A 22612-nucleotide genomic window follows, 5' to 3' on the forward strand; every position below is an offset into this window, starting at 1 on the left:
ACAAAAAAACTCATCAAATAGTTAAATAACCATAGCATTGCACTTGTTGCAGTGCTTAATTTTGAAATTAACACCCTACCAGATAATGGCAAAAACTTACCCCGCGGGCAAAACTTCATTTTTTAAATTTTCAATAACATCATTATTGTTTTCGTGCCTTGTTTTTCAAGGTATTACGACAAAGGCGCAAAGTAAATACGAATTAAATACGGGATGGAAGTGCACTCCTGTAGGCAATGTAAAGGATAAAGGAACTGAGATTTCGCAATCGGCTTACAATACAGCTGCCTGGATGCCGGCGGTTGTTCCCGGTACGGTATTAACCAGCCTGATAGCTGATAAAAAAGTACCCGACCCGTTTTACGGAATGAATAACGAGCAGATTCCAGACATATACAGAACCGGTCGCGATTATTATACTTATTGGTTTGTAAAGGATTTTAAAGAAGCCCAGCCACAGGTCGGCAACCAGGTTTACTTGAACTTCAGGGGAGTAAATTACAGCTTCGACGTGTTTTTAAATGGGCATAAGCTTAATGATAAGCCCCATAAAGGCATGTTTTTACGTCAATCTTATAATATTACCAAATGGTTAGCAAAAAATGGTAATAACAGGTTAGCTGTTATTGTTTATCCGCCCGATGTGGTAGGCAATCCAAATGGCGGCCAGGGCGGCGACGGAACCATTGCGAAAAATGTGGGCATACAATATACTGCCGGCTGGGACTGGATACAGCCCATTAAAGACCGCAATACCGGTATCTGGGATAAGGTAGTTATTGAACGTACAGGTGCTGTACGTATCAAAGATCCACATGTGGTTACGCTGGTACCGGGGGTAAGGCAAGCCGAAGGTCCTCAGCAATCTGCCATTATACAAGTATCTGCCGAGCTGGAAAATGCAACCGCGCAGCCTGTAACAGGTGAACTGAAATATACGCTGGATGGCAATACGGTATCAAAAAAGGTTACCTTAAAAGCCAATTCGGTTCAAGCTGTTCAATTGAACGACTATACATTAAAAAATCCAAAATTATGGTGGCCAAGTGGTTATGGTGTGCAGCATTTGTATCCTATGCAGCTTCAGTTTGTAGCAGGAACTAAGGTGTCTGATAAGGAAGATATTAAAATAGGTGTGAGGCAAATCACCACAGAGTGGAACACCCGTACAGAAAGCCGGCAGATCAATATTAACGGGCAGAAGATATTTATTAAAGGCGGCAACTGGATAGTGTCTGACGAAATGCTGCGTTTCTCAGACGCACGTTATGATGCCGAAGTCCGCTTTCATCGTGATATGAACCTGAACCTGATCAGGGTTTGGGGCGGTGCGCTGATAGAACGCCCGGAGTTTTATGAGGCTTGTGACAAGTATGGTATGCTGGTATTCCAGGATATGTGGGGATCGGGTGATTGTAACGGCCGCTGGACAGACCCCATGAAGCTTGAGGATCAATGGACCCGCCGTAAATACCCTGATGATCATGATCTGTATTTAAAATCAATTGAAGATCAGGTTAAACTGGTGCGTAACTATCCTTCATTGGCTATATGGTGTGGAGGTAATGAAATTACGCCCCCCGAAGACATTTTAACGGCCCTGCGCGATAACATAATGCCCAAACTGGACAATACCCGCTGGTTTATTCCGTATTCTAATTCCGAGGAAATGTCGCGCAATGTGGAGGGCGGCAATGGCGACGGGCCTTATGGCATACAGCCATTATCAACCTTTTGGGCGCATAAAACTTATCCTTTCAATTCAGAAGTAGGTTCGGTGGGTGTTGGTGATTATGAATCTCTGAAAAGATTTATGCCGGCTAAAAATATGGTTTTACCAGAGTATGATGAAGCTACACATAAAACCAAAGCCGATTCTGTTTGGGAGTATCATAAATATATTGGCTATGATGAATTTATAGATAAATACGGTAAACCCAAAGATGTAGAAGATTTTGCCACCAAAGCCCAGCTGGTAAATTATGACCAGTACCGCGGCTTGATGGAGGGTTTCAGTTCGCATATGTGGGATTGGTATACCGGTACCATTATCTGGAAAACACAAAACCCGTGGACGGCCTTACGCGGCCAGATGTATGATTATTATCTTGATCCTAATGCCTGTCTGTACGGCTTGCATAATGGCAGCGAACCTCTGCATATTATGTATGACCCAACTGACGGTATGGTTATGGTTGCCAATAATACCTTTAAAAGCCATACCAATATGATGCTGGTAGCTAAAGCTTATGATATGGATGGCAAAGAAAAAATGCTTACCCAGGTTTTTTCGGATGTTACACCAACCACGGTTAAACGTTATTTATCCCTCAAAAAAGCGGTTGATAATTTAGCTAAGGATAAGGGAGCGTTTTTATGCCTGCAGTTATTGGATAAAGATAAAAAGACCATCAGCGAAAATATTTACTGGATGCCTGATGCAAATGGTAACTATTCCGGCCTGGAAAAAATGTCTAAAATAAATCTGGATGCTTCGGCCAAATATCTTGGCAGTGATAAGGTTGAGGTGACATTGAATAATAAAGGCAATGGTCCTTTGGCATTCTTCAATAGATTATCATTGGTAAATACCGATACCAAACAACGGGTATTGCCTGCGTTTTACAGCGATAACTATGTGTCGGTTTTACCTGGCGAAGAGAAAAAGGTGATCATTGATTATAAAGGCGCCGATAAATTAAATCTTTCGGTTGATTTAGCCGGCTGGAATGTGAACGAGAAACTTATACAGATCAATAAATAAAAATAACCCATAATGATAGCATTTGCTAAAAAAAATACCGCTTTTAAACTGGTATTCCTGTCCGTTTTTACACTGGCCTTAAGTGCCCGGGCACAGGATGCCGCTAAATTTCCGTTAATACCTTATCCAAGCCAGTTAACGGCCGGCGAAGGTTCATTTGTTATCACCGGCAAAACAAATATTATAACTGCAAAAGAATTTACTAATGAAGCTGGTGAACTTAATACATTAATGCTAAAAGCTTTGGGCAAACGTTTGTTGATTGTAAAAGGTAATAAACCACGTGCCATTAAACTGGTATATGATGCAGCACTAACAGCCCCTGAAGCGTATAAACTAAATATAAGCAAGTCGCAGGTTATTATTACAGCTAAAGACCCTGCCGGGGTATTTCACGCTGTTGAAACGATCAGGCAATTATTACCGGTATCTGTCGAGAAAGGTATTGTCAGCAAGTCATTGACCTTACCTGCGGTAACCATCGAGGATCAACCCGCCTATGCATGGAGGGGGATGCACCTGGATGTTTCGCGGCACTTTTTTTCGATATCCTATCTGAAAAAGTTTATCGACAGGATGGCCTTATATAAAATGAATAAACTTCATTTACATCTTACCGATGATCAGGGCTGGCGTATCGAAATCAAAAAATATCCTAAACTTACCGAAGAGGGCGCTTGGCGTACTTTTAATAACCAGGATTCGGCTTGTATGAAACGTGCTAAGGATAATCCTGATTTTGTTATCGATAAAGAACATATTGTTCAGCGTAACGGTAAAACCATGTACGGCGGTTTTTACACCCAGCAGGAAATGAAGGGCGTAGTAGCTTATGCAGCAGCAAGGCATATCGATATTATTCCTGAAATTGATATGCCGGGTCACATGATGGCTGCCATTAATTCATATCCGTTTTTAACCTGCAATGGTGAAAACTCATGGGGTAAACTATTTACCAAGCCAATTTGCCCGGGCAATGAGAGCACATACGAGTTTGCACAAAATGTGTTCAGCGAGATCATGGATATATTTCCGTCAAAATACATCCATATTGGCGGTGATGAGGTTGACCGTACCACCTGGGGAGAATCCGAAGCCTGCAAGGCTTTAATGGCGCGTGAAGGCATTAAAGACCTGCCTGCTTTACAGAGTTATTTTATAAACCGCATGGAGAAATTTTTCAACTCCAAAGGGCGCAAGCTGATTGGTTGGGATGAAATTATCGAGGGCGGCATCAGTCCAACGGCTATTATTATGTACTGGCGTACCTGGGTACCTGACGCTCCGGTAAAGGCGGTTAAAAATGGCAACACTGTAATCATGACTCCGGGCGAACCGTTGTATTTTGATAATCAGCCAGATCAGTATTCTATTGACAGGGTATATCATTTTAATCCTATCCCTAAGGTTTTAAATGCCGAAGAAGCAAAATCTATCATAGGCGCCCAGGCTAACATCTGGACTGAAATGATCCCTTCTGAAAAGCGTGCCGATTACATGTACATGCCCCGCTTAACAGCGCTGGCCGAAATGCTTTGGACAAACCAGCCTGATAAATACAACTCTTATTTGCAGCGCCTTGTTAAGCAATACAGCCGGATGGATGCCATGAATATCAACTATCGTCTGCCCGATCTGCCCGGTTTGCTAAACCAATATGTATTTACTGATGAAGGCAGATTGAGCATTAGCAAACCATTACCAAGTCTAACCATACGTTATACAACTGATGGTACATTGCCTGATGTAAAATCACCAGAGCTATCATCGCCATTAAGTATAAAAAAATCAGAATTGATAAAGGTTGCCGCCTTTACGCCAAATGGTACCCGTGGTGATGTTTATAACCTTAACTATACCCAACAGCAAATGCTTGGTACAGTAAAAGTAGCGCCACCTAAACCAGGATTGGTTTGCAGCTATTATAAAGCGGCATTTAAACATACCAGCCTTATGCAGGATGCTAAGGTCGACAGCACTTTTACAACCAATGCCATATCAGTACCCGCAACGGTTAAAGCTCCGTCATTTGGTATTGCATATAAAGGATATATAGACGTACCTTCGGATGGTATTTACAGCTTTTATTTAACTTGTGATGATGGGGGCGTATTAAAAATAGGTCCAACCGTTACCGTGGATAATGATGGCAACCATTCGGCACAGGAAAGAAGCGGACAGGTTGCCCTGAAAATGGGGCTGCACCCTTTCGCGCTTGATTTTATTGAAGGCGGCGGAGGTTTTAAGCTTCTGCTAAAATATAGCTTAAATGGGTCAGAACCGAAGGAAGTACCGGGTGAATGGTTTAAAAATTAATAATCTGCCATGAAAAAAAATATCAGTTTAGTATTACTGTTTATTATTGTTGGTCTTCGGGTTTTTAGTCAGGCTCCCCCCAAACCTTATGGCCCTTTACCAACCCAGGGACAGCTTAACTGGCAGGAAATGGGTATGTATTGTCTTATACATTACGGCCTTGATACCTATACCAATAAAGAATGGGGCGATGGGAGTGAAGACCCCAAATTACTAAATCCATCACAGTTTAGCGCCATGCAGATAGTTGCCGCAGCCAAAGCCGGTGGCTTTAAAGGGGTAGTAGTGGTGGCAAAGCATCACGATGGCTTTTGCCTTTGGCCAACTAAAACTACTGATCATAACATTTCCCATAGCCCGTATAAAAATGGCAAAGGTGATATGCTGCGGGAATACCGCGAAGCCTGCGATAAATTAGGAATGAAGCTGGGCGTTTATTGCTCACCCTGGGACAGGAATAATGCAAACTATGGCACCCCTGAATATGTAAACACATACCGTGAGCAGTTAAAAGAACTTTATACTAACTACGGGCCGTTATTTATGTCATGGCACGATGGCGCCAACGGTGGCGACGGCTATTATGGGGGCAAGCGTGAAGTGCGTAAAATTGACCGCTCTACCTATTATGGCTGGCCAACTACCTGGGGAATTACACGCAAGCTGCAGCCCAATGCGGTTATATTTGGCGATGTTGGCCCCGATGTGCGCTGGGTAGGTAACGAAGAAGGTCATGCCGGCGAAACCAGTTGGGCTACTTATACCCCACATGCGCCGGATGAAGGCAAAGAGCCGGCTAACGGGTATGTAAAAGATTACGAGGGTACAGAAGGCACCCGCGGCGGTAAATATTGGATGCCTGCCGAATGCGATGTGTCATTGAGGCCTGGATGGTTTTACCACGAAGCACAAAATAGTGGCGTTAAATCGCCCTATACTTTGCTTGACCTATATTATAAAAGTGTAGGCCGTGGAGCAGCCCTTGACCTCGGTTTATCACCCGATCCACGTGGTATACTTAATGAGATAGATGTAAAATCATTAACAGAATTTGGCAACCTGTTAAAGCAAATATTTGCTGTTAATATGGCAAAAGGCGCAACCGTTACGGCCAGCAATGTTCGCGGAAGTAATAAAGCCAAATATGGGCCACAGTTTTTGCTTGACAATGACCGTTACAGCTATTGGGCTACTGACGATAAAGTAACCAACCCGCAACTGGTATTAGATATGCACACGCCGAAAGTGTTTAACGTAATAAGGCTGCGCGAAAATATTAAGTTAGGGCAACGTATCGATTCTGTAGCTGTTGATGCTTTTATAAATAATAAATGGCAGCAAATAGCAACGGCAACCAGTATTGGAGGTAACAGGCTTATCCGCTTAACTCAAAACGTTACCGCAAGTAAACTAAGGCTCCGTATTACCGGTTCGCCGGTGGCAATTGCGTTAAGTGATTTTGGTATCTATAAAGAGCCTGTACACTTATCGGCGCCAATTATTACCCGTAATAAAAATGGTGAAGTGGTTATAGGTACAGAGGCTCCTGTAAATGCTATACATTATACCTTAGGTGGCAGCGAGCCTACTATAAAATCACCGGTTTATGATAAACCCATATTGATTGGCAATGGGAAAACAGTAAAAGCGCGCGCGTTTGAAAATGCAAGTCTTTCAAGTGAAATTACCACGCATCAGTTTGGCATAAGCCCTAAAGACTGGACAATTATCGATGCTTCGGGTACAGATGGTGATGGAAAAAGGGCAGAGAATGCAATTGATGAGATTTCAAAAAGCTTTTTCAGTACACTTAAACATAATCAGGATACCATCGCCTTTCCCCAGCAAATAACCGTAGATATGGGTAAAGTGCAGGAAATAAAAGCATTTTCGTATTTGCCAAGGCAGGATAAGCAAGCCGAAGGAACAGTTGACCGTTATAATTATTATATAAGCAATGATGGTAAAGATTGGACGAAAGCTGCTTCGGGCGAGTTTTCAAATATAAAATCGAACCCTATTGAACAAATGGTAACATTGCCCCAGGTGGTTAATGCAAGGTATTTTAGGTTTGAGGCGGTACATGTAATTGCAGGCAACGGTATTACTGTGGCCGAATTAAGCGTTTATTAATAAACTATTAAGAGTACAGGTGTATGTTTGAAAAGAAATTATAAACCTCAGTACTATTTTCTATAAAATCACAAATGAAAAAACAAATTTGTTTAGCCGGATTGCTGGCACTATTTAGTTTAAACTCCTTTAGCCAGTCGCATCGGTCAAGCCCTTTAAAGAAAGTTGCCGGCTTAACCCAATATGTTGACCCATATATCGGTACAGGTTTTCATGGGCACGTTTTTGTTGGGGCCAGCGTGCCTTTCGGCGCGGTACAATTAGGCCCAACCAATATATCTCAGGGCTGGGACTGGTGTTCAGGTTATCATATATCTGATTCAACTATTATAGGTTTTCAGCATACTCACTTAAGCGGTACCGGTATTGGCGATTTGGGCGATATTTCATTTATGCCCACAACTGGTGCGGTAAAAGTTACAAAGGGCACTATAAAAGACCTGCAAAGTGGTTATACCTCACTGTTCAGCCACAAAGATGAAGTAGTGAAACCGGGCTATTATAAAGTAAAGCTAAAACGTTACGATATTGGTGTGGAGCTTACTGCCAGCACAAGGGTAGGAATGCACAAATATACTTTCCCGGCATCGAATGATGCGCATATTGTGATTGACCTGCAGGAAGGCATTGGCTGGGACAGGCCGATGGAAACCTACATTAAACAGGTTGGTAAGAACACCATTTGTGGTTACCGCTTTTCAAAAGGTTGGGCAGTTGACCAGCGTATTTATTTTACCGCTGTTTTCTCTAAACCCATCAAAACATTTGCTGTGTATGACAGCACCGCAAGCGCTACCGGCACTGAATTAAAAGGGCGTAAAGTAAAAGGTGTGATTAGTTTCAGCACCACTAAAGGCGAAGTGGTTTACGCCAAAGTGGGTATATCGCCGGTAAGTGCAGAAAATGCCATGCTGAACATTAAAACTGAAATACCGGGCTGGGATTTTGATAAAGTAGTTGCCGATGCTGACAAAGCCTGGAATACGCAGCTTCAAAAAATCACCATTAAAGCCGATTCACTGTCGCAGATGAAAAAGTTTTATACGGCTTTTTATCATACTATGATAGCACCGTCAGTATTTAATGACGTTAACGGCGAATATTGGGGAACTGATAAAAAGGTTCATAAAAATCAAGGATTCAATAATGTAACCACTTTTTCTTTATGGGATACTTACAGGGCAAATAATCCACTGTCAACTATCGTTCATCCTGAGCATACGAATGATATGATCAACTCCATGCTGGCAATTTATCAACAGCAGGGAAGCCTTCCGGTTTGGCATTTAATGGCTAATGAAACCAATTGTATGGTTGGCTATAGTGCCGTACCTGTGGTAGCCGATGCTTTATTAAAAGGCTATAAAGGGTTTGATGCTAACCTTGCCTATGAAGCCATGAAAACCACAGCTATGCAGGATGCACGTGGCATTAAGTTCGTAAAGAAATTAGGCTATATTCCGGCCGATAGCACCGCTGAGTCTGTTTCTATGGGTATGGAATACGCTATTGACGATTGGTGTATTGCGCAGGTAGCAAAAAAGCTGGGTAAGCAGGATGATTATGCTTATTTCAGCAAGCGCGGTCAGTACTATAAAAACTATTATGACCCTAAAGCCGGCTTTATGCGGGGCCGTTTGTCCGAAACTGCATGGCGCACGCCTTACAGCCCTTTTATTTCCATACATGAGCACGGCGATTTTACCGAAGGAAACGGCTGGCAATATACTTTCCTTGTTCCGCAGGATGTGGAAGGACTGATCAGCCTTTTAGGTGGACAGGAAAAATTTAACACCAAACTCGATTCGTTGTTTATAGCCCAGGGCGATATGGGTAAATTTAAATCGAACGATATATCGGGTTTAATAGGACAGTATGCACATGGTAACGAACCAAGCCATCCTATGACTTATTTTTATGCTTATTCTGGCCAGCCATGGAAAACTGCTGAAAAGGTAAGATACATTTTAAATGATTTTTATACCGACAAAACCGATGGTATCATTGGTAACGAAGACGTAGGCCAGATGTCGGCCTGGTATGTGTTGTCGGCGCTTGGTTTTTACTCAGTTAACCCGGCAAATGGCTTGTACGTTTTTGGCAGCCCGGTTATTAACGAGGCAACCCTGAAACTGCAAGGCAACAAAACATTCCATGTTGTAGTGAAGAATAACGGGCCGCAAAACAAATACATCAACGCCATGCAGCTGAATGGCAAAACTTATAATAAAACATATTTCGCGCACACGGATATTATCAATGGCGGCGAATTGGTGATAACAATGGGCGATAAACCCGGAACTGTTTGGGGAGTTGGTGATGCCAATAAAGCTGTATCAGAATTGAAGTAAGGGTTTTAAACCTGTCATCCTGAGCGCAGCGAAGGATCTATTAGGCGATATGCAAATTCGTGAGTAGATTCTTCGCTGCGCTACCCATGACATAATAATTTAAGCAGGCACAAGTTCCATATTTAATTCAAGGGCGAGTCTTTCTAATCGCCTTTGTTTCTGTTCTTTAAGAATGTTCTCATACGAGTGAAGGCCCTTCTCTACAAAGTCGGCGCCTTTTACGATTAAACGCCAGTATTGAGCAGCCAGTTTTCTGGCTGTAGCTTTAATAGCTATCGCGGGGCCTTTTCTACCCCTTAATCTTCTTGCAAATGAACCCCAGCCGATATACTTGCTGTTCAATAATCCATGGGCCATCTGTTTGAATATTTGCCCAACGGTCGGCTTACCCTTGCTTTTACTTTTGTTTTTCTTTCCAGAACGGTCATGCCCCGGCGATAAACCAAGCCAACTGGTGAAATGTTTTTCACTTGGCCATCGGCTAAGATCCGAACCTACCTCTGTGTATAACTGTAACCAGTTGTAATCTGTAATACCCGGGAGTTTGGTCGCGTCTTTACCATCAAATATTTTCAACAAGTGATCCCCCAGATTATCGATATTAGGTTTGTTGTGACGGATCGCTTTGCGTTTCCCGCCGCTTATTCCCGGCGGTAGGCTCTTGTCCCTGTTGATCCGCTGTAAAACACGATCAATCTGACTGTCGCATTCCTGTATCTGACCCTGATAAAAACCATAGCCCTTATAGGCCTGACCCAAGGCAAAAAGCCCCTGGGCTGTATAATGGCCCTGCAAGGCCTTCAATAGTTCTTCTCCTTTATTCTCCCTGATCTTTTTATGGCACAGTGAAAACAACTTAGCAGGATCACGCTCACCCTGCAGTATCGCATCGATCAACGCCATGCCGCTTACTCCATGGACCTGGCTTAATACCTCCGGCAAACGGATATTCATTTCTATCAGTGCCTTCTGCATGTGTTGAACATGCATGGCCGCACTCCGAAGGTGATCCTCCCGAAGACGCTGATAACTACGCAATTCTTTGATATGCCCCTCTGAAACATAACAGCGGTTCAGTAAACCATAGCTATGCAACTGCTGTATCCACTGGCAATCCTTTACATCTGTTTTTCTGCCTGGTAACTGCCGTGTCTGCCGACCGTCAACAAGCCACACATCTAATCCCGCATCCAAAAGAATATCATAAAGCACATACCAGTAAACTCCTGTCGCTTCCATGGCTACCGTACTTACTTTATGCTCCAATAAATAATGCTTAAGTGATACCAGATCACTGGTGAAAGTTTCAAACGAACGAACCGGCTGACCTTCAAGCCCCACGAATAGCTTACGGGCGCCTATATCTATGCCCGCTGCATGAAAATGCATCTTTTTCATCCTTATATCCTTTTTTAAGAAGCCGTGCCTGAAGGAGTTTAAAGAAAAGACAGGCTACCCATCGGACAAATCACTCTTGTAAGGATCGTACCATACCTTCAGACTCTATACTTCAGAACCATACTCAGCAACAGGCAATAAGCACTATAACTTGATCGGACACACTGCACGGCTCAGCAAAGCTATGTCATTTCTCCTTCAGAGGCCAAGGATTTAATCACTCAGAATGACATTTTTTATTTTACTTTTTACTCTGATAAAGCTGATTAAAAAAAAAACTCAAACCATACTTTGCCGATTTCCATTTTTGGTCCAGATCCGCAGGTGCGGGGCCGGGGCTTTGAGCAAAGTTGCCGGTTATAATGTCCAGATCTCCATCGCCATCAACATCGGCGGCTTCTAATGTTAATGTTTTAACAGGTACCTCGCTCTTTAAGGTATAGGGTTTAAAATTAAACTTATCCTTGTCTGTATTTTCCAGATAGACGAATGATTCATCAACCAGTTTATCAAACGCAGGGAAAAACGCCGTGGCGGCAAAGTCAATATCGCCATCTTTGTCAAAATCTTCTGCCAATACCCGGGTTACTCCGTACATAGGGTAAAAGAATTTATCCTTAAAAACATCATTGCCCTGGTTAATATGGAGACGGATGCCATGAAAAGCTTTCAGGATGTTGGAGTAATCAGCATTATCACCATGTACGGTTACAATATCTGTAAGGCCGTCATTATTATAATCAACCAGAACCATGTCGGTTGTGCCGTAATCAGGCGGAAAGCGTAAAACCCGTTTAGCTTTAAATTTTAGTTTATCTTTCTGATAAAAGATCCATACGCTTTCATCTCCCTGCGAAAACATGGCCACAATATCTTTCCTGCCATCACCATCCATATCCTTTATATAACACTTAATAGCACCCGCAAGAGGCATTAATACTTGTTCATTGTACTTGCCGGCCCTGGTCTTTTTAAATAGCGACAGCGAGCCTGTTTTATTGCCGAAATTACAAACCACCACTTCCGGTACACCATCATTATCCAAATCTTCTATCTCGGTGTGTACCGGGCGATGTAATTCAGTAATTAATGGTGAACTGATGCTATCCTTCAATAACGAATAAGAACCAGTGCTTAGTTCTGTGGGGTATAGTTTTCCTATTTCTGTGAAGTAAGTATCGCTTTTATAAAAGTTAAAATCAACTACCGGGCTGTTAGTGCTGATAACTTTGGTAATGCCCTTATCAAATTGCCATTGATAAACCTTTTTGTAGAAATTGCCTATCCAAAGGGTTTTAGTAGCTGTATTATACTCCAAACCGGTTATCAGGGAAGGTGCCTGGTTGTCTATTTGAATATCCTGCCGTATAAACTGTTTCAAAGGATTGTCGCGCGTTAAACGTTGTTGATCAAAACTGACAGTATCCGGTGCATTGCTCAGAATGTAATTGACAATTTTACCATATTCTTCATTAGTTAAAATGGGTTCATCAGGAATAATATTATGTTTCTTAACAATAGCTCTTTCTTCATCTGAGAGTCCTCGTAACGGATCATAATTGGGATAAATGATACCCATTCGGCTGGCCATGATGGGCAGTACATGGTTTTGCCATATTTCTTTTGTAAGCCCGGCGGGATCAGGCTCCATGTGGCAGGTGGTGCAGTACCTTACAAAAAGCGCCTTTCCATCATCGGCCAGGCGCGGGGTTTGCCGTGTGGTGAACGAGTTTAAGCAAATAACCGCGGTTAAAACAAAAAGCCCCGATAAAACTAAGGTCCTTAAATTCATAAGCTGATTGTTTATCCTGATTATTTAGACTATTTATTTTGCCGGGTTATTTTTGCCGCCTTGATTTTTTCAATAACCTTATCTGCTACCAATCGGCCTTGTTTATTACCAAAAACTATAGCGTCTTTAAAATGAATACCGCCATAAAACCTGGATATAGATGCCTCTTCGGCTGCTTCGATGAATGATTTAAAGTTTCGTGGGCCTACACCATACGGAATCTCTGAATCATCGGTATAAGCAAAATTATCACCTAACAGGTAAGTTAAAACTCCTGCCGAAGCATTGGATAATACCGCATGGCCGCTGGGATACTCAGGGAACGGCGGTGTTTGCAAATAGGGTACCCAGGTAATATCAATGTATTTATTGATGTATGTTTCGGGTCGTATACCATTGCTGCGATATTTTTCGTCCCAGCAGCTTATAAAAGCATCCATGAGGGTTATGGCTTCAATGGTTAGTACGGTAACGGATTTGTCAAAGCTCAAACCTGCTTTTTTTGAAACAATGCCCGCAATGTTCATCCAGTGCCCGCCCGGACTTATTTTTTTAAAACCGATCATCATATGACCTGATGTAGTTACCGCGAAAGGGTTACAATCCCAAAAGTTGGCTATAGTAACTTGTTCCATGGGCGGATTTTTAGAAACCGTATAAACCTCGTAAGCTTGCTTATAAAACTCACTGGCAGTATCTGTACTGAATGGTGCAGGCCTCACCGGTACAAATTCGTTAGACGAATCTATAAGCATAGGCCTGATGGTTTTCCAGTTGGGCTCAACAGCTTCCATATAAGTAGGAGGGGTTGGATACCAGTTTTTGCCACCTTTTAAAGGTGTATATCGCAATTTGCCGCTTAACCTGTTGTAGTTATCGCCTTTTGAATATTTAATCACCTTAGCGGTCATTTCGGTTGCCGCGGCGATTGATTGTTTAATAATTTCGTCGTCAATTTTATTTGCTTTTAACAGGGCAATGTATTTGTCCTGGTCAGGCTGTAGCATAAAACCCGATGGCAGCATTTGTTTGCCGGTTTCCAGCATGCAATAAATAGCAGCAATCTGGTAATTGTATTTTCCTTTTTCGATGCTGATTTGATTGTCTTCTTTATAACTTTTAACAAAATCGGCCAGCGGAATAATATCTTTATTATTTAAAGCCGTAAGGTTATAGGCCCCCAGCATAACGTAGTTGTAATAACGGGCGGCAGCGGGTGGGTTTACCACGTCATGTATCATTACTACGGATATAGCATTGATAGCCTTGTCGAGTTGTAAATAGTCAGGCAAGGGCTTTTTGGTTTTTTGAGCATAGCCGCCTGTACTACATAGTATCAATAAAAAAAAGAGTATGTTTTTTATCATTAGTTCTCTTTATAAAATTGTAAAGCCTGATCCGATACCCCAATCAGCAGGTACCTGTTACCATTAATTTTTAACTCTGTAGCCGATTTGACATCGCCGGTAACAGAAAGCCCCGATACTACCTGGGTTTCATATTTAAAATTACCCTTGCCGTCGCCGGTTAGCAAGCACCCGTAGTTGGCGTCAAAACTGCCTAATTTCAAGCGGTTATCAGCGTGGTTCCCCAATAAGAGTAAGTCGGTTTTGCCATCATGATTAAAATCGGCTGTTATTATTTGCGATACTATAGAGAATTGTGCTTCCTGTGGTAACGGTGTTTTTACAAATTTACCGTTCCTATTTAAAAAGCAACTGGTTTGCACATTATTAGCGCTTAGTTTGGTGGCTTTGGCCAAATCATCAGGACTAAAAATGTCCTTCATAGTGGCATCGCAATATGCTTTGTACGAATTGAATTTTTTACGCATTGGGTAAATCTGCTCATTTAATTCATCACGGCTAACAAATGGGTAGCTAACACCCTGTATATAGAAATTAAAGAAGGGGTCGATAGAGCCATTGCTATCAAAATCAGCGTAATACATTTCGGCGGGTTCGGCGGCTGTTACATGTATCTGGGTGTTGGTACCCAGGTTGCCGGCTATTATATCCGGTTTTCCATCCCCGTCAACGTCGGTAATGGTCAAGCTGTTCCAGAAACCGCTTTCCTGGTGTTCAAAGTATTTAACAGTTTCGTCAATAAAACCATTAGCGGTATTGGTATAAACCATAATAGGCATAAATTCGCCGCAAATAATCAGGTCTTTGCGACCGTCGCCATTTAAATCGGCCCATTGCGCATCCTTTACCATGCCACAGGCAGAAAATGGTGCGTCGGTTATGGTAAAACGCCCGTCGCCGGCGTTAGTAAGCAGGTAGCTTTTGGGTGTTACCGGATACTGGCCCGGTATAACATTCGAACCTACAAACAGGTCAATTTTGCCATCCTTATTATAATCACACGGACGAACGCATGATTTGCTATCAGTATTAAGTACCGGCAGTGAAGTAGTGGACAGGGTAAAATTACCTTTGCCATCGTTAAAATACAGTTTATCCTGCAAGTCTGAGCTGCCGGGTTCTAATAAAGAGTAGCCGCCTTTGGCCACATAAAGGTCCTGGAAGCCATCTCCATTCGCGTCAAAAAAAACCGCGGCCGAAGTATTTTCGTGATTGAGGTCGGATATTTCGGTTACGGTAAAAGTTCCGCCTGCTTTTTGAATGTATAGTTTACCCGGTGTCGTCTGATCGCCCCCAATAAAGAGGTCTTCTAACCCATCTTTATTGACATCGCCTTTGGCTATTACAGGACCCGTTTTTGAGCTCATGAAAAGCATCAGCAACTGGCGTTTAAAATCATTTATGGTAGTCTCGGTATGTTTATAATCAATTATGGGTTTGGCAAGACTAAAAACAGGCTTCGCAATGCCTTTACCTGCAGATTTATATGCGGTTAAACCACTTTTATAAGTAATATTAAGCCGCTGGTTTATTTTAACGCCAGTAAGTAACTGCGTAGATTGATCGGGCCATATAATGCGGATGGAATCGACCTTGTTTTGGTTGCCCAGGCCAAAGTTTAAAACCGTTGATACACAAGAAAGATAACCCCGGTTAGGGTTAACCTCCTGATATTGTACTTTTTTATCGTTATATACATAAACCTTGGAGCCTATAGCATTTACATTGGCGCCGGGTTGCTTTAAATTAATAGCTATGTAGTTCTTTTTAGCGGTTTCCATAGTCGTGTTCTGATAAATGGATGCTTCGCTGTTAATATTATTGGTAACCAGGTCCAGGTCGCCGTCGTTATCCATATCTGCGTAAACAGCCCCGCTTGATATGCCGGCTTTTGTTATTCCCCAATCCTGTTTTTTTTCGGTGAAGGTAAGGTCATGGTTGTTTTGGAATATATAGTTTGACAAAGTGGTTGATGGCATAGCCTTTACCAAATCCATTAATAGGTAAGGTTCCCTGTCCATTGCCTTTTTAAGCTTATAATCGCCCCAATAGCGTAAAAAATCCTTGTTGGTATAATCCCTGAAATAGCCATTGGATATAAAAATGTCTTTATAACCGTCGTTGTCAAAATCGGCCATGAGGGGGCACCAGCTCCAGTCGGTGTTGGAAATACCCGCCAGCTGGCCAATTTCACTAAAAGTTCCGTCACCATTATTTAACTGCAGCATGTTACGCATGTATTGTTTGTACAAGTCTTGCTGCAGCATTAATTCAAATGACTCGTAGTTTTCCTGTAACTGTAAAAGTTTTTGCCTGCGGTTATCAGGCGGCAGCATATCCAGGGTGAGGATATCAGAAAAGCCGTCATTATTCATATCGGCAATATCTACTCCCATCGAAAATTGAGAAAGGTGTCTGAGACTCTGCTTGCTCTTATCAGTAAAAGTTCCATTCCCATTATTGATGTATAAATAATCGGGTTCGTTATAATCATTAGTTACATAAATATCCTGCAGGCCATCTTTATTAATATCAGCAATGGCCACACCGAGCCCAAAAGTTAGCGGGTTTTGAATAATGCCTGCCTTTTTAGAAACGTCAACAAAATGCCCTCCCTGATTTTCAAAGAGCTTGTTACTCGCCAGTTCATCGGTTTCTTTTTTGTTTTGGGCAAATTCCAGGTTACTTATTTTTTTAACGTTGTGGTTAAGCAAAAACATGTCGAGTTTACCGTCATTGTTGTAATCAAAAAAAACCGCCTGGGTGCTATAACCAGCATCATCCAAGCCATATTCATGGGCCTGTTCGGTAAATTTGTTATTGCCTTTGTTAATGAATAATTGGTTACGGCGCTTGCTGTTGTCACCCAAACCCGAGTAGCAAACATAAATATCCGGTAAGCCATCGCCATTTACATCGGCCATGGTAACACCGGTTTTCCAGTCGCCGGGTCTGCCCGCCAGCCCTGTGCCTGCATCTTTGGTAATATCTTTAAACTTCATATTACCCAGGTTAAGGTAAAGCTTGTTTGGGCCCAGATTACTGGTGAAAAACAAGTCTTCTAAACCATCATTATTAATATCGCCAACCGCAACACCGCCACCATTGTATAGATACTCATACGACAGTACGTTTAACCCTTCGTTCTCTACCAGGTCATTACGAAAAGTGATGCTGGTTTCTACAGGAGTTAACAATTTGAAAAGGGGCTGCTGGGCCTTAGCTGCCTGACAGTAACAACATAAAAAGAGTATAATGCTCCATTTATTAGTAAAAACCTTTTTTAAAAAGATGTTAAATGGGAGTGGACAACACATTAATTTGTGGATTTATTTATATACGGTATGTATAAAATTAAGTATTTGATTAGCAATTACTATTACTATCAAGACTCTTTTTTTGGCATGAAAATTAAAAAACAAGACTATGAACCCATAGCCTTGTTTTTAGATTGAATTATATAAATAGGGGTATTATTTATCCCACCATACTTTGGCGATGAAGGTATCTCCACCCGAAAGTCTGGCAACAGCGGCCGCATAATTTGCAGCGTTTGTTGATGGTAATCCAAGCGGATAAGGAATCCTTCTTGGAATAGTTGTGGCAAATTGATTTGGATAGTTTACTTTGGTTAAAACCGGGTAACCCGACCTTCTCCAATTAGCCCAGGTTTCATTGAAATTAAATGTTGCTGAGGTATGAACAAAATATTCCATATTAATCTGTTGTAAAGCTGTACCAGCTACCAAAGGGTGAGCAGCAACATAAGTAGCTATGCTTGCCGGAGCTACAGATGTTGTACCAAACTGAGCCAGCGTTTGTAAATCAGCTGTAAGTGCGTTCGCATAATGTGTTGCTGCGGAACCAGTACTCCAGCCTCTTGAGGCCGCTTCAGCAAATAAAAGCTCGCTTTCTCCGTAAGTCATCAGGAAGTTATAACGGTTACGATCATCATAAACTGCAAACTGAGGACGGGAGTATTTACCAACCGGAGCAGCTGCATCGCCTGTAACAGCTGGATTAGCAGGGCTTGTGCCCGGATAACCAGGGGCATTTGCGATGTCAGTAGCACCACCTTTAAGGTCATAACCATTTGGCATACCTACTTGCAGGCTTGCTGTATTAACACCAACTACCTGGGTTTCGTTAGCCTTTTTTCCGGTACCGGTTGAAATTTCAGCAATAGCACTAATGCGAGGGTCGGCTGTTAACTTCATATAATCTATCAAAGTTTTTGACCATCTTACTTCCCTGAAATCATCAGTCACTAATAATGCAGCAGCGTCACTGTTACCATTCCCGTTTGTATTGTCAGCTTTTACTTTTGCATTGTCCTCTATAGAGGCCATAGCTCCGCCAGCATATGCCTTTTCTGCATATTTCTGCGCAGTAGCGGGGTCAACTTTAGTTAAACGCATGGCAGCTCTAAGCATCAGCGAATAACCTAATTTCTTCCATTTGGAAACATCTCCAGAATAAAAAAGATCAGAAGAGGGTCCGGCTTTCGATACGTCCAAAGCAGCGGTTGCTGCTTCCAACTGGCTAAGCATAGAAGTGTAGATACTTTGCTGGGTATCAAAAACAGGTGTAACTACCCCTTCTTTTGCTTGCCCTTCCTGTGAAAAAGGTATATCGCCATATGCATCAGTAATGCGCTGCAATATCATCATCCTCAAAATAGTGCCGCAATTATCAAGGTTACTAAAAGCTGCATTGCCTTTAATAACATTCTTCATCTCATCAATTAATGTAGATGAGCCATAGCTGGTGTTCCATGTTCTTGAAAAATAATCGCGTCCGCTGCCAGCATAGATATACTTATCGCCGTTGCCGTAGTAATCATAAGTGGAAGCTAATGACTGCGACCACATACTTTGAAAAAGCAATTGATCATACCCCGAATTTGAAAATTTAATTTGGGCCTGAGACATCAAAAATGGTGCAGTAATTAAAGTTGGGGCAACTTTAGTAGGATCCGTATTTATCTGGTCGAAATTTTTAGTACAACCCGCTATAAAGGTGGCACCTATAAGCAGGCAACTATATATCAGTTGTTTTTTCATTTCCGTTATTTTTTAAATTTAAAGTTAACATTTAACCCATATGTCCTGACAGGAGGTACGCTTGTACCTTCGATACCCGCATAATTGATGCCTGGGGCAAAATTTGATTCAGGGTCAATATTGTCTGTATGCTTCATGATTGTCCAAAGGTTTCTACCTACCAATGAAACTGTGATAGAATTGAATGGACTGTTACCCAAAATATTTTTAGGGATACTGTAACCAAATGCAACCTGACGCAGTTTAATAAAGCTACCATCTAAAACATTTAAGGCAGAAACATTGCGCGCCAAAGTTTGATAATATGTTTCGGCCGGCACATTAACGGCATTTTTTGCGCCGCTTTCAGTAACACCAACACCAACTACACCGGTTTCACGGCCCTCAAGGGTCATTTTATTTAAACCGCGGAAAATGCTGTAATAATTGGTTGCCGATAATACCTTGTTGCCGAAACGATAATCAACCAGGAAACCCAGGTTAAAGTTTTTATAAGTAAAATCGTTATTAAAACCACCGTAAAATTTAGGCACTACGCTTCCCATAGGTATACGTGCGGTGGTTTCGGCATTACCTGTTGCATCAAATATAATATTGCCACTGCCATCACGTTTATAATCGTTAGCCATAATTTGCGGACCAGGCAGGTCTTTAACAAAAGCAGTGGTTGCATTTAACGGACGATAGGTACCTAAGCCTAAATTTGCACCTGCAAGATCGGTTTCCAATACCTTGTTTTTAATATAGGTAAAGTTAAAAGACGGTGACCAGGTAAACGCGCTGGTTCTTACCGGTGTGCCATGTATCTCAACTTCTATACCTTTATTACCGACAGATGCTGAAGGAATATAATAGTTTGTATATCCGGCCGACCAATCAAGGGTGCCGCTAACTATCTCATTTTTAGTTTTTCTGTTAAAATAAGCAACATCCAATCCTAAACGGTCGTTGAAAAACTTTAGTTCAGTACCAATTTCAAACTCGGTTAAAGTAAACGGTTTTAGGTTAACGTTTGGTAACTGAGAAGAAAAAGTAGCCGCAGGGACACCATTAATTGAATTGGCTACGCTGTAGTAAACCTGGTTAGTAAATGGAACAGCAGGATTACTTGTTTTTGCGTATGAAGCGCGGAGTTTTCCAAAATCAAGACCATTGATATGAGTAAGATCAGAAAATATAAAACTTGCAGAAACAGAAGGGGTGAAAAGTCCGGGGCCTAATGCTTTTGATATACTGCTATAATAATCATAGCGTCCAGATGTGCTTAAAATCAAAAAGTTTTTTATAGCGAAATCAGCAGTGTAATAGGCTGAGTTAACCTGTTGTTTTTTAACATCATCATCTAATGTGCCAGAATCAGATCCAATATTTCCGCTAAGCCTTTGTGCGCCGTTTGAAAGGTCGTAAAAGTAAGGAAGGATAAGATTGTTGGCGTTGATATAAATACCGTCATAATTGCTTTTGCGAATATTGCCACCTACAGACATATCGAGGTTAAGGAAATCTTTGATCAGATCGTGCTTGGCGCCTAATAATACGTCGGCATTAAATTCGGTTGTTTGTGTTTGTCGTGTTTTTAAGTTACCACTACTACCACTTACATATGCTGTTCCGGTTGGCTCTACGGTAAAACGCTTGTCATGAATGTTGTCATAACCAATGCGGCCTTGCACGTATGCCCATGGTGTTACGCTATATCTGGCCGATATAGATGATATTAAGCGCTCGCGGTTTGAGTTGGTTACAAAATTATAAGCTGCAAAATAAGGATTGGTGACATATATATCATTTGTAAACGATTGCTCAGACCCATCGGCTTTTGTCCCCGGCGCTAAAGTGCTTTGTGCCTGGTTTGGTGCCAGATATTGTACGTTGTTAGGGTTACCCGGTCCGTCACTTAATCCTGAACGATTTTTTTCATTATCCAATATGTAATTGGCAACCAGGTTTATGTCCAGGTTTTTCATTACGGTTTGCGAACCGTTAAAGTTAAAGGTTTTCCTGTTCAGCCCGCTGTTTGGTGTAATGGCGTGATTATTCATATCTGATAATGACAAGCGGAAAGCGCCGGTTTCATTGCCGCCGGTTAAGGCTACTGTATTGGTAAAGGTGTTACCTGTTTTGTAAAATTTGGTATAATCATCGCTGGTTTTTGAATATGGATGGTTTTTACCATCAACCTGAATTACCGATGAACCATCAAGTTTTGGTCCCCATGCCAGGCTACCTGTGCTCAGCGCTGCGGCAAGGTTGGCTGGTTTAACACCAAATTCGCCTTGCCCGTATTGGGTTTGGAAATCAGTATTGTCATAAATTTTATCCATCTGGTAATTACTATTGTACTCAACACCAAAGCCTGAGTTTTTCTTACCCGATTTGGTAGTGATCAAAATAACACCTCCTGTAGCACGTGTACCATAAAGTGCTGACGCTGATTGTCCTTTTAATACGGTCATGGTCTCGATATCATCCGGGTTGATGTTGGCAATACCATCACCAAAGTCTGCACCGCCCCATTCGCCTGATTGGCCCCTTTGGGTGTTATCCATTGGCACTCCGTTGATTACGAATAATGGCCCCTGGGTAGTACTGGTACTGGTTACACCACGTAACAATATACGTGCAGATGAACCCGCCCCACCATTGGTTCCACTAATACTTAAACCAGCCACACGACCGGTTAATGAATAGGCAACGTTTGATTCTTTTGCTTTATCAAGTAGATCGCCTTTAACCGTTGTTAAAGCGTAACCAACCTTTTTCGATTCCTTTTTAATACCTAATGCTGTAACCACAACTTCGTTCAGGCTGGTATTAGCCACTAAAGTAATAGTTAATGAAGTTCTTGTACCTACAGTTATTTCCTGGGTAGTAAAGCCAATATAACTTACAATCAATACTGTTTGCGGAGTTGCATCTACGGTGAAATTACCCCGGGTATCAGTTTGTGTGCCTGTAGTGGTACCTTTTATCCTAACGCTTACGCCAATTAGCGGTTCGCCTTTTTCATCAACTACCTTACCGGTAACTTTTGCAATGCTGGTTTTGGTATTAAAGTTTAAATTGTTTGCTAATTTAGGGGCCGTAGCGGCTATTGCCTGCGTATTTATGAGAACTAAACCTGCAAGGGCTAATTTACACAGAGGCAAAGATTTTGCTATCCATGGCCTGTGTACACCCATTGGGTGTTTAAAAAATTTCATATTTTACTGAATTTAAAGGGGTTAATAACATGGTGCTGTTACCAGTACCTGTATTTATAAACATTCAAAAATCATCGGGAAGGACTACAATCGCCGCCCGGAGACTGTGCCTTAGTGAGAGTAAGTAAGTGTTTTTTTACATAGGCCTGGGTTTTTCGGAGTTTAGTTTAATTAAAGTCATTGTGTTAAATTAACGCATTATAGTAACTATAAGCGGGGTAACTT

General features: G+C 41.9%; 10 protein-coding genes. 4 read left to right on the forward strand and 6 right to left on the reverse strand.

The window, feature by feature from the left end:
* Positions 1 to 85: 85 nt before the first annotated feature.
* From SNE25_RS17085 to SNE25_RS17100, 4 genes are all read left to right on the forward strand, one after another.
* Positions 86 to 2764 (forward strand): glycoside hydrolase family 2 protein, encoded by a 2679-nt coding sequence (locus SNE25_RS17085; protein ID WP_321560205.1) that lies wholly within the window; start codon positions 86 to 88, stop codon positions 2762 to 2764.
* Between the two features lie 12 nt (positions 2765 to 2776).
* Positions 2777 to 5080, forward strand: a complete 2304-nt coding sequence (locus SNE25_RS17090) for a family 20 glycosylhydrolase (RefSeq protein WP_321560206.1) — start codon at positions 2777 to 2779, stop codon at positions 5078 to 5080.
* A gap of 9 nt (positions 5081 to 5089) precedes the next feature.
* Positions 5090 to 7213: an alpha-L-fucosidase gene (locus SNE25_RS17095; protein WP_321560207.1), complete on the forward strand. Its 2124-nt coding sequence runs from the start codon at positions 5090 to 5092 to the stop codon at positions 7211 to 7213.
* Between the two features lie 74 nt (positions 7214 to 7287).
* Positions 7288 to 9564, forward strand: a complete 2277-nt coding sequence (locus tag SNE25_RS17100) for a GH92 family glycosyl hydrolase (protein WP_321560208.1) — start codon at positions 7288 to 7290, stop codon at positions 9562 to 9564.
* A gap of 99 nt (positions 9565 to 9663) precedes the next feature.
* Here SNE25_RS17100 and SNE25_RS17105 read toward each other — a convergent pair whose 3' ends face one another.
* From SNE25_RS17105 to SNE25_RS17130, 6 genes are all read right to left on the reverse strand, one after another.
* A complete protein-coding gene (locus SNE25_RS17105; RefSeq protein WP_321560209.1) occupies positions 9664 to 10962 on the reverse strand; it encodes an IS110 family RNA-guided transposase in 1299 nt (432 codons plus the stop codon).
* Between the two features lie 241 nt (positions 10963 to 11203).
* Entirely contained in the window at positions 11204 to 12754 is a 1551-nt protein-coding gene (locus SNE25_RS17110) for an FG-GAP-like repeat-containing protein (RefSeq protein ID WP_321560210.1), read from the reverse strand.
* Positions 12755 to 12783: 29 nt separating this feature from the next.
* The gene (locus SNE25_RS17115) at positions 12784 to 14121 is read right to left on the reverse strand and encodes a vanadium-dependent haloperoxidase (protein ID WP_321560211.1); all 1338 of its coding nucleotides are present in this window, start codon (positions 14119 to 14121) and stop codon (positions 12784 to 12786) included.
* Entirely contained in the window at positions 14121 to 17318 is a 3198-nt protein-coding gene (locus tag SNE25_RS17120) for a VCBS repeat-containing protein (protein WP_321560212.1), read from the reverse strand. The genes SNE25_RS17115 and SNE25_RS17120 overlap by 1 nt, the downstream gene beginning before the upstream one ends.
* A gap of 276 nt (positions 17319 to 17594) precedes the next feature.
* Entirely contained in the window at positions 17595 to 19184 is a 1590-nt protein-coding gene (locus SNE25_RS17125; protein ID WP_321560213.1) for a SusD/RagB family nutrient-binding outer membrane lipoprotein, read from the reverse strand.
* Positions 19185 to 19189: 5 nt separating this feature from the next.
* Positions 19190 to 22387, reverse strand: coding sequence for a SusC/RagA family TonB-linked outer membrane protein (locus tag SNE25_RS17130; RefSeq protein WP_321560214.1), 3198 nt, complete (start codon positions 22385 to 22387; stop codon positions 19190 to 19192).
* Between the last annotated feature and the right edge of the window lie 225 nt (positions 22388 to 22612).

Origin of the sequence: Mucilaginibacter sabulilitoris, from assembly GCF_034262375.1 — a bacterium.
Taxonomy (GTDB): Bacteria; Bacteroidota; Bacteroidia; order Sphingobacteriales; family Sphingobacteriaceae; genus Mucilaginibacter; species Mucilaginibacter sabulilitoris.

What these genes read in the sequence shown, in the direction of transcription:
- SNE25_RS17090 (WP_321560206.1), top strand. Translation starts at nt 2,777, where the DNA reads ATGATAGCATTTGCTAAAAAAAATACCGCTTTTAAACTGGTATTCCTG.
- SNE25_RS17130 (WP_321560214.1), bottom strand. Translation starts at nt 22,387, where the DNA reads ATGAAATTTTTTAAACACCCAATGGGTGTACACAGGCCATGGATAGCA.
- SNE25_RS17110 (WP_321560210.1), bottom strand. Translation starts at nt 12,754, where the DNA reads ATGAATTTAAGGACCTTAGTTTTATCGGGGCTTTTTGTTTTAACCGCG.
- SNE25_RS17115 (WP_321560211.1), bottom strand. Translation starts at nt 14,121, where the DNA reads ATGATAAAAAACATACTCTTTTTTTTATTGATACTATGTAGTACAGGC.
- SNE25_RS17085 (WP_321560205.1), top strand. Translation starts at nt 86, where the DNA reads ATGGCAAAAACTTACCCCGCGGGCAAAACTTCATTTTTTAAATTTTCA.
- SNE25_RS17125 (WP_321560213.1), bottom strand. Translation starts at nt 19,184, where the DNA reads ATGAAAAAACAACTGATATATAGTTGCCTGCTTATAGGTGCCACCTTT.
- SNE25_RS17100 (WP_321560208.1), top strand. Translation starts at nt 7,288, where the DNA reads ATGAAAAAACAAATTTGTTTAGCCGGATTGCTGGCACTATTTAGTTTA.
- SNE25_RS17105 (WP_321560209.1), bottom strand. Translation starts at nt 10,962, where the DNA reads ATGAAAAAGATGCATTTTCATGCAGCGGGCATAGATATAGGCGCCCGT.
- SNE25_RS17095 (WP_321560207.1), top strand. Translation starts at nt 5,090, where the DNA reads ATGAAAAAAAATATCAGTTTAGTATTACTGTTTATTATTGTTGGTCTT.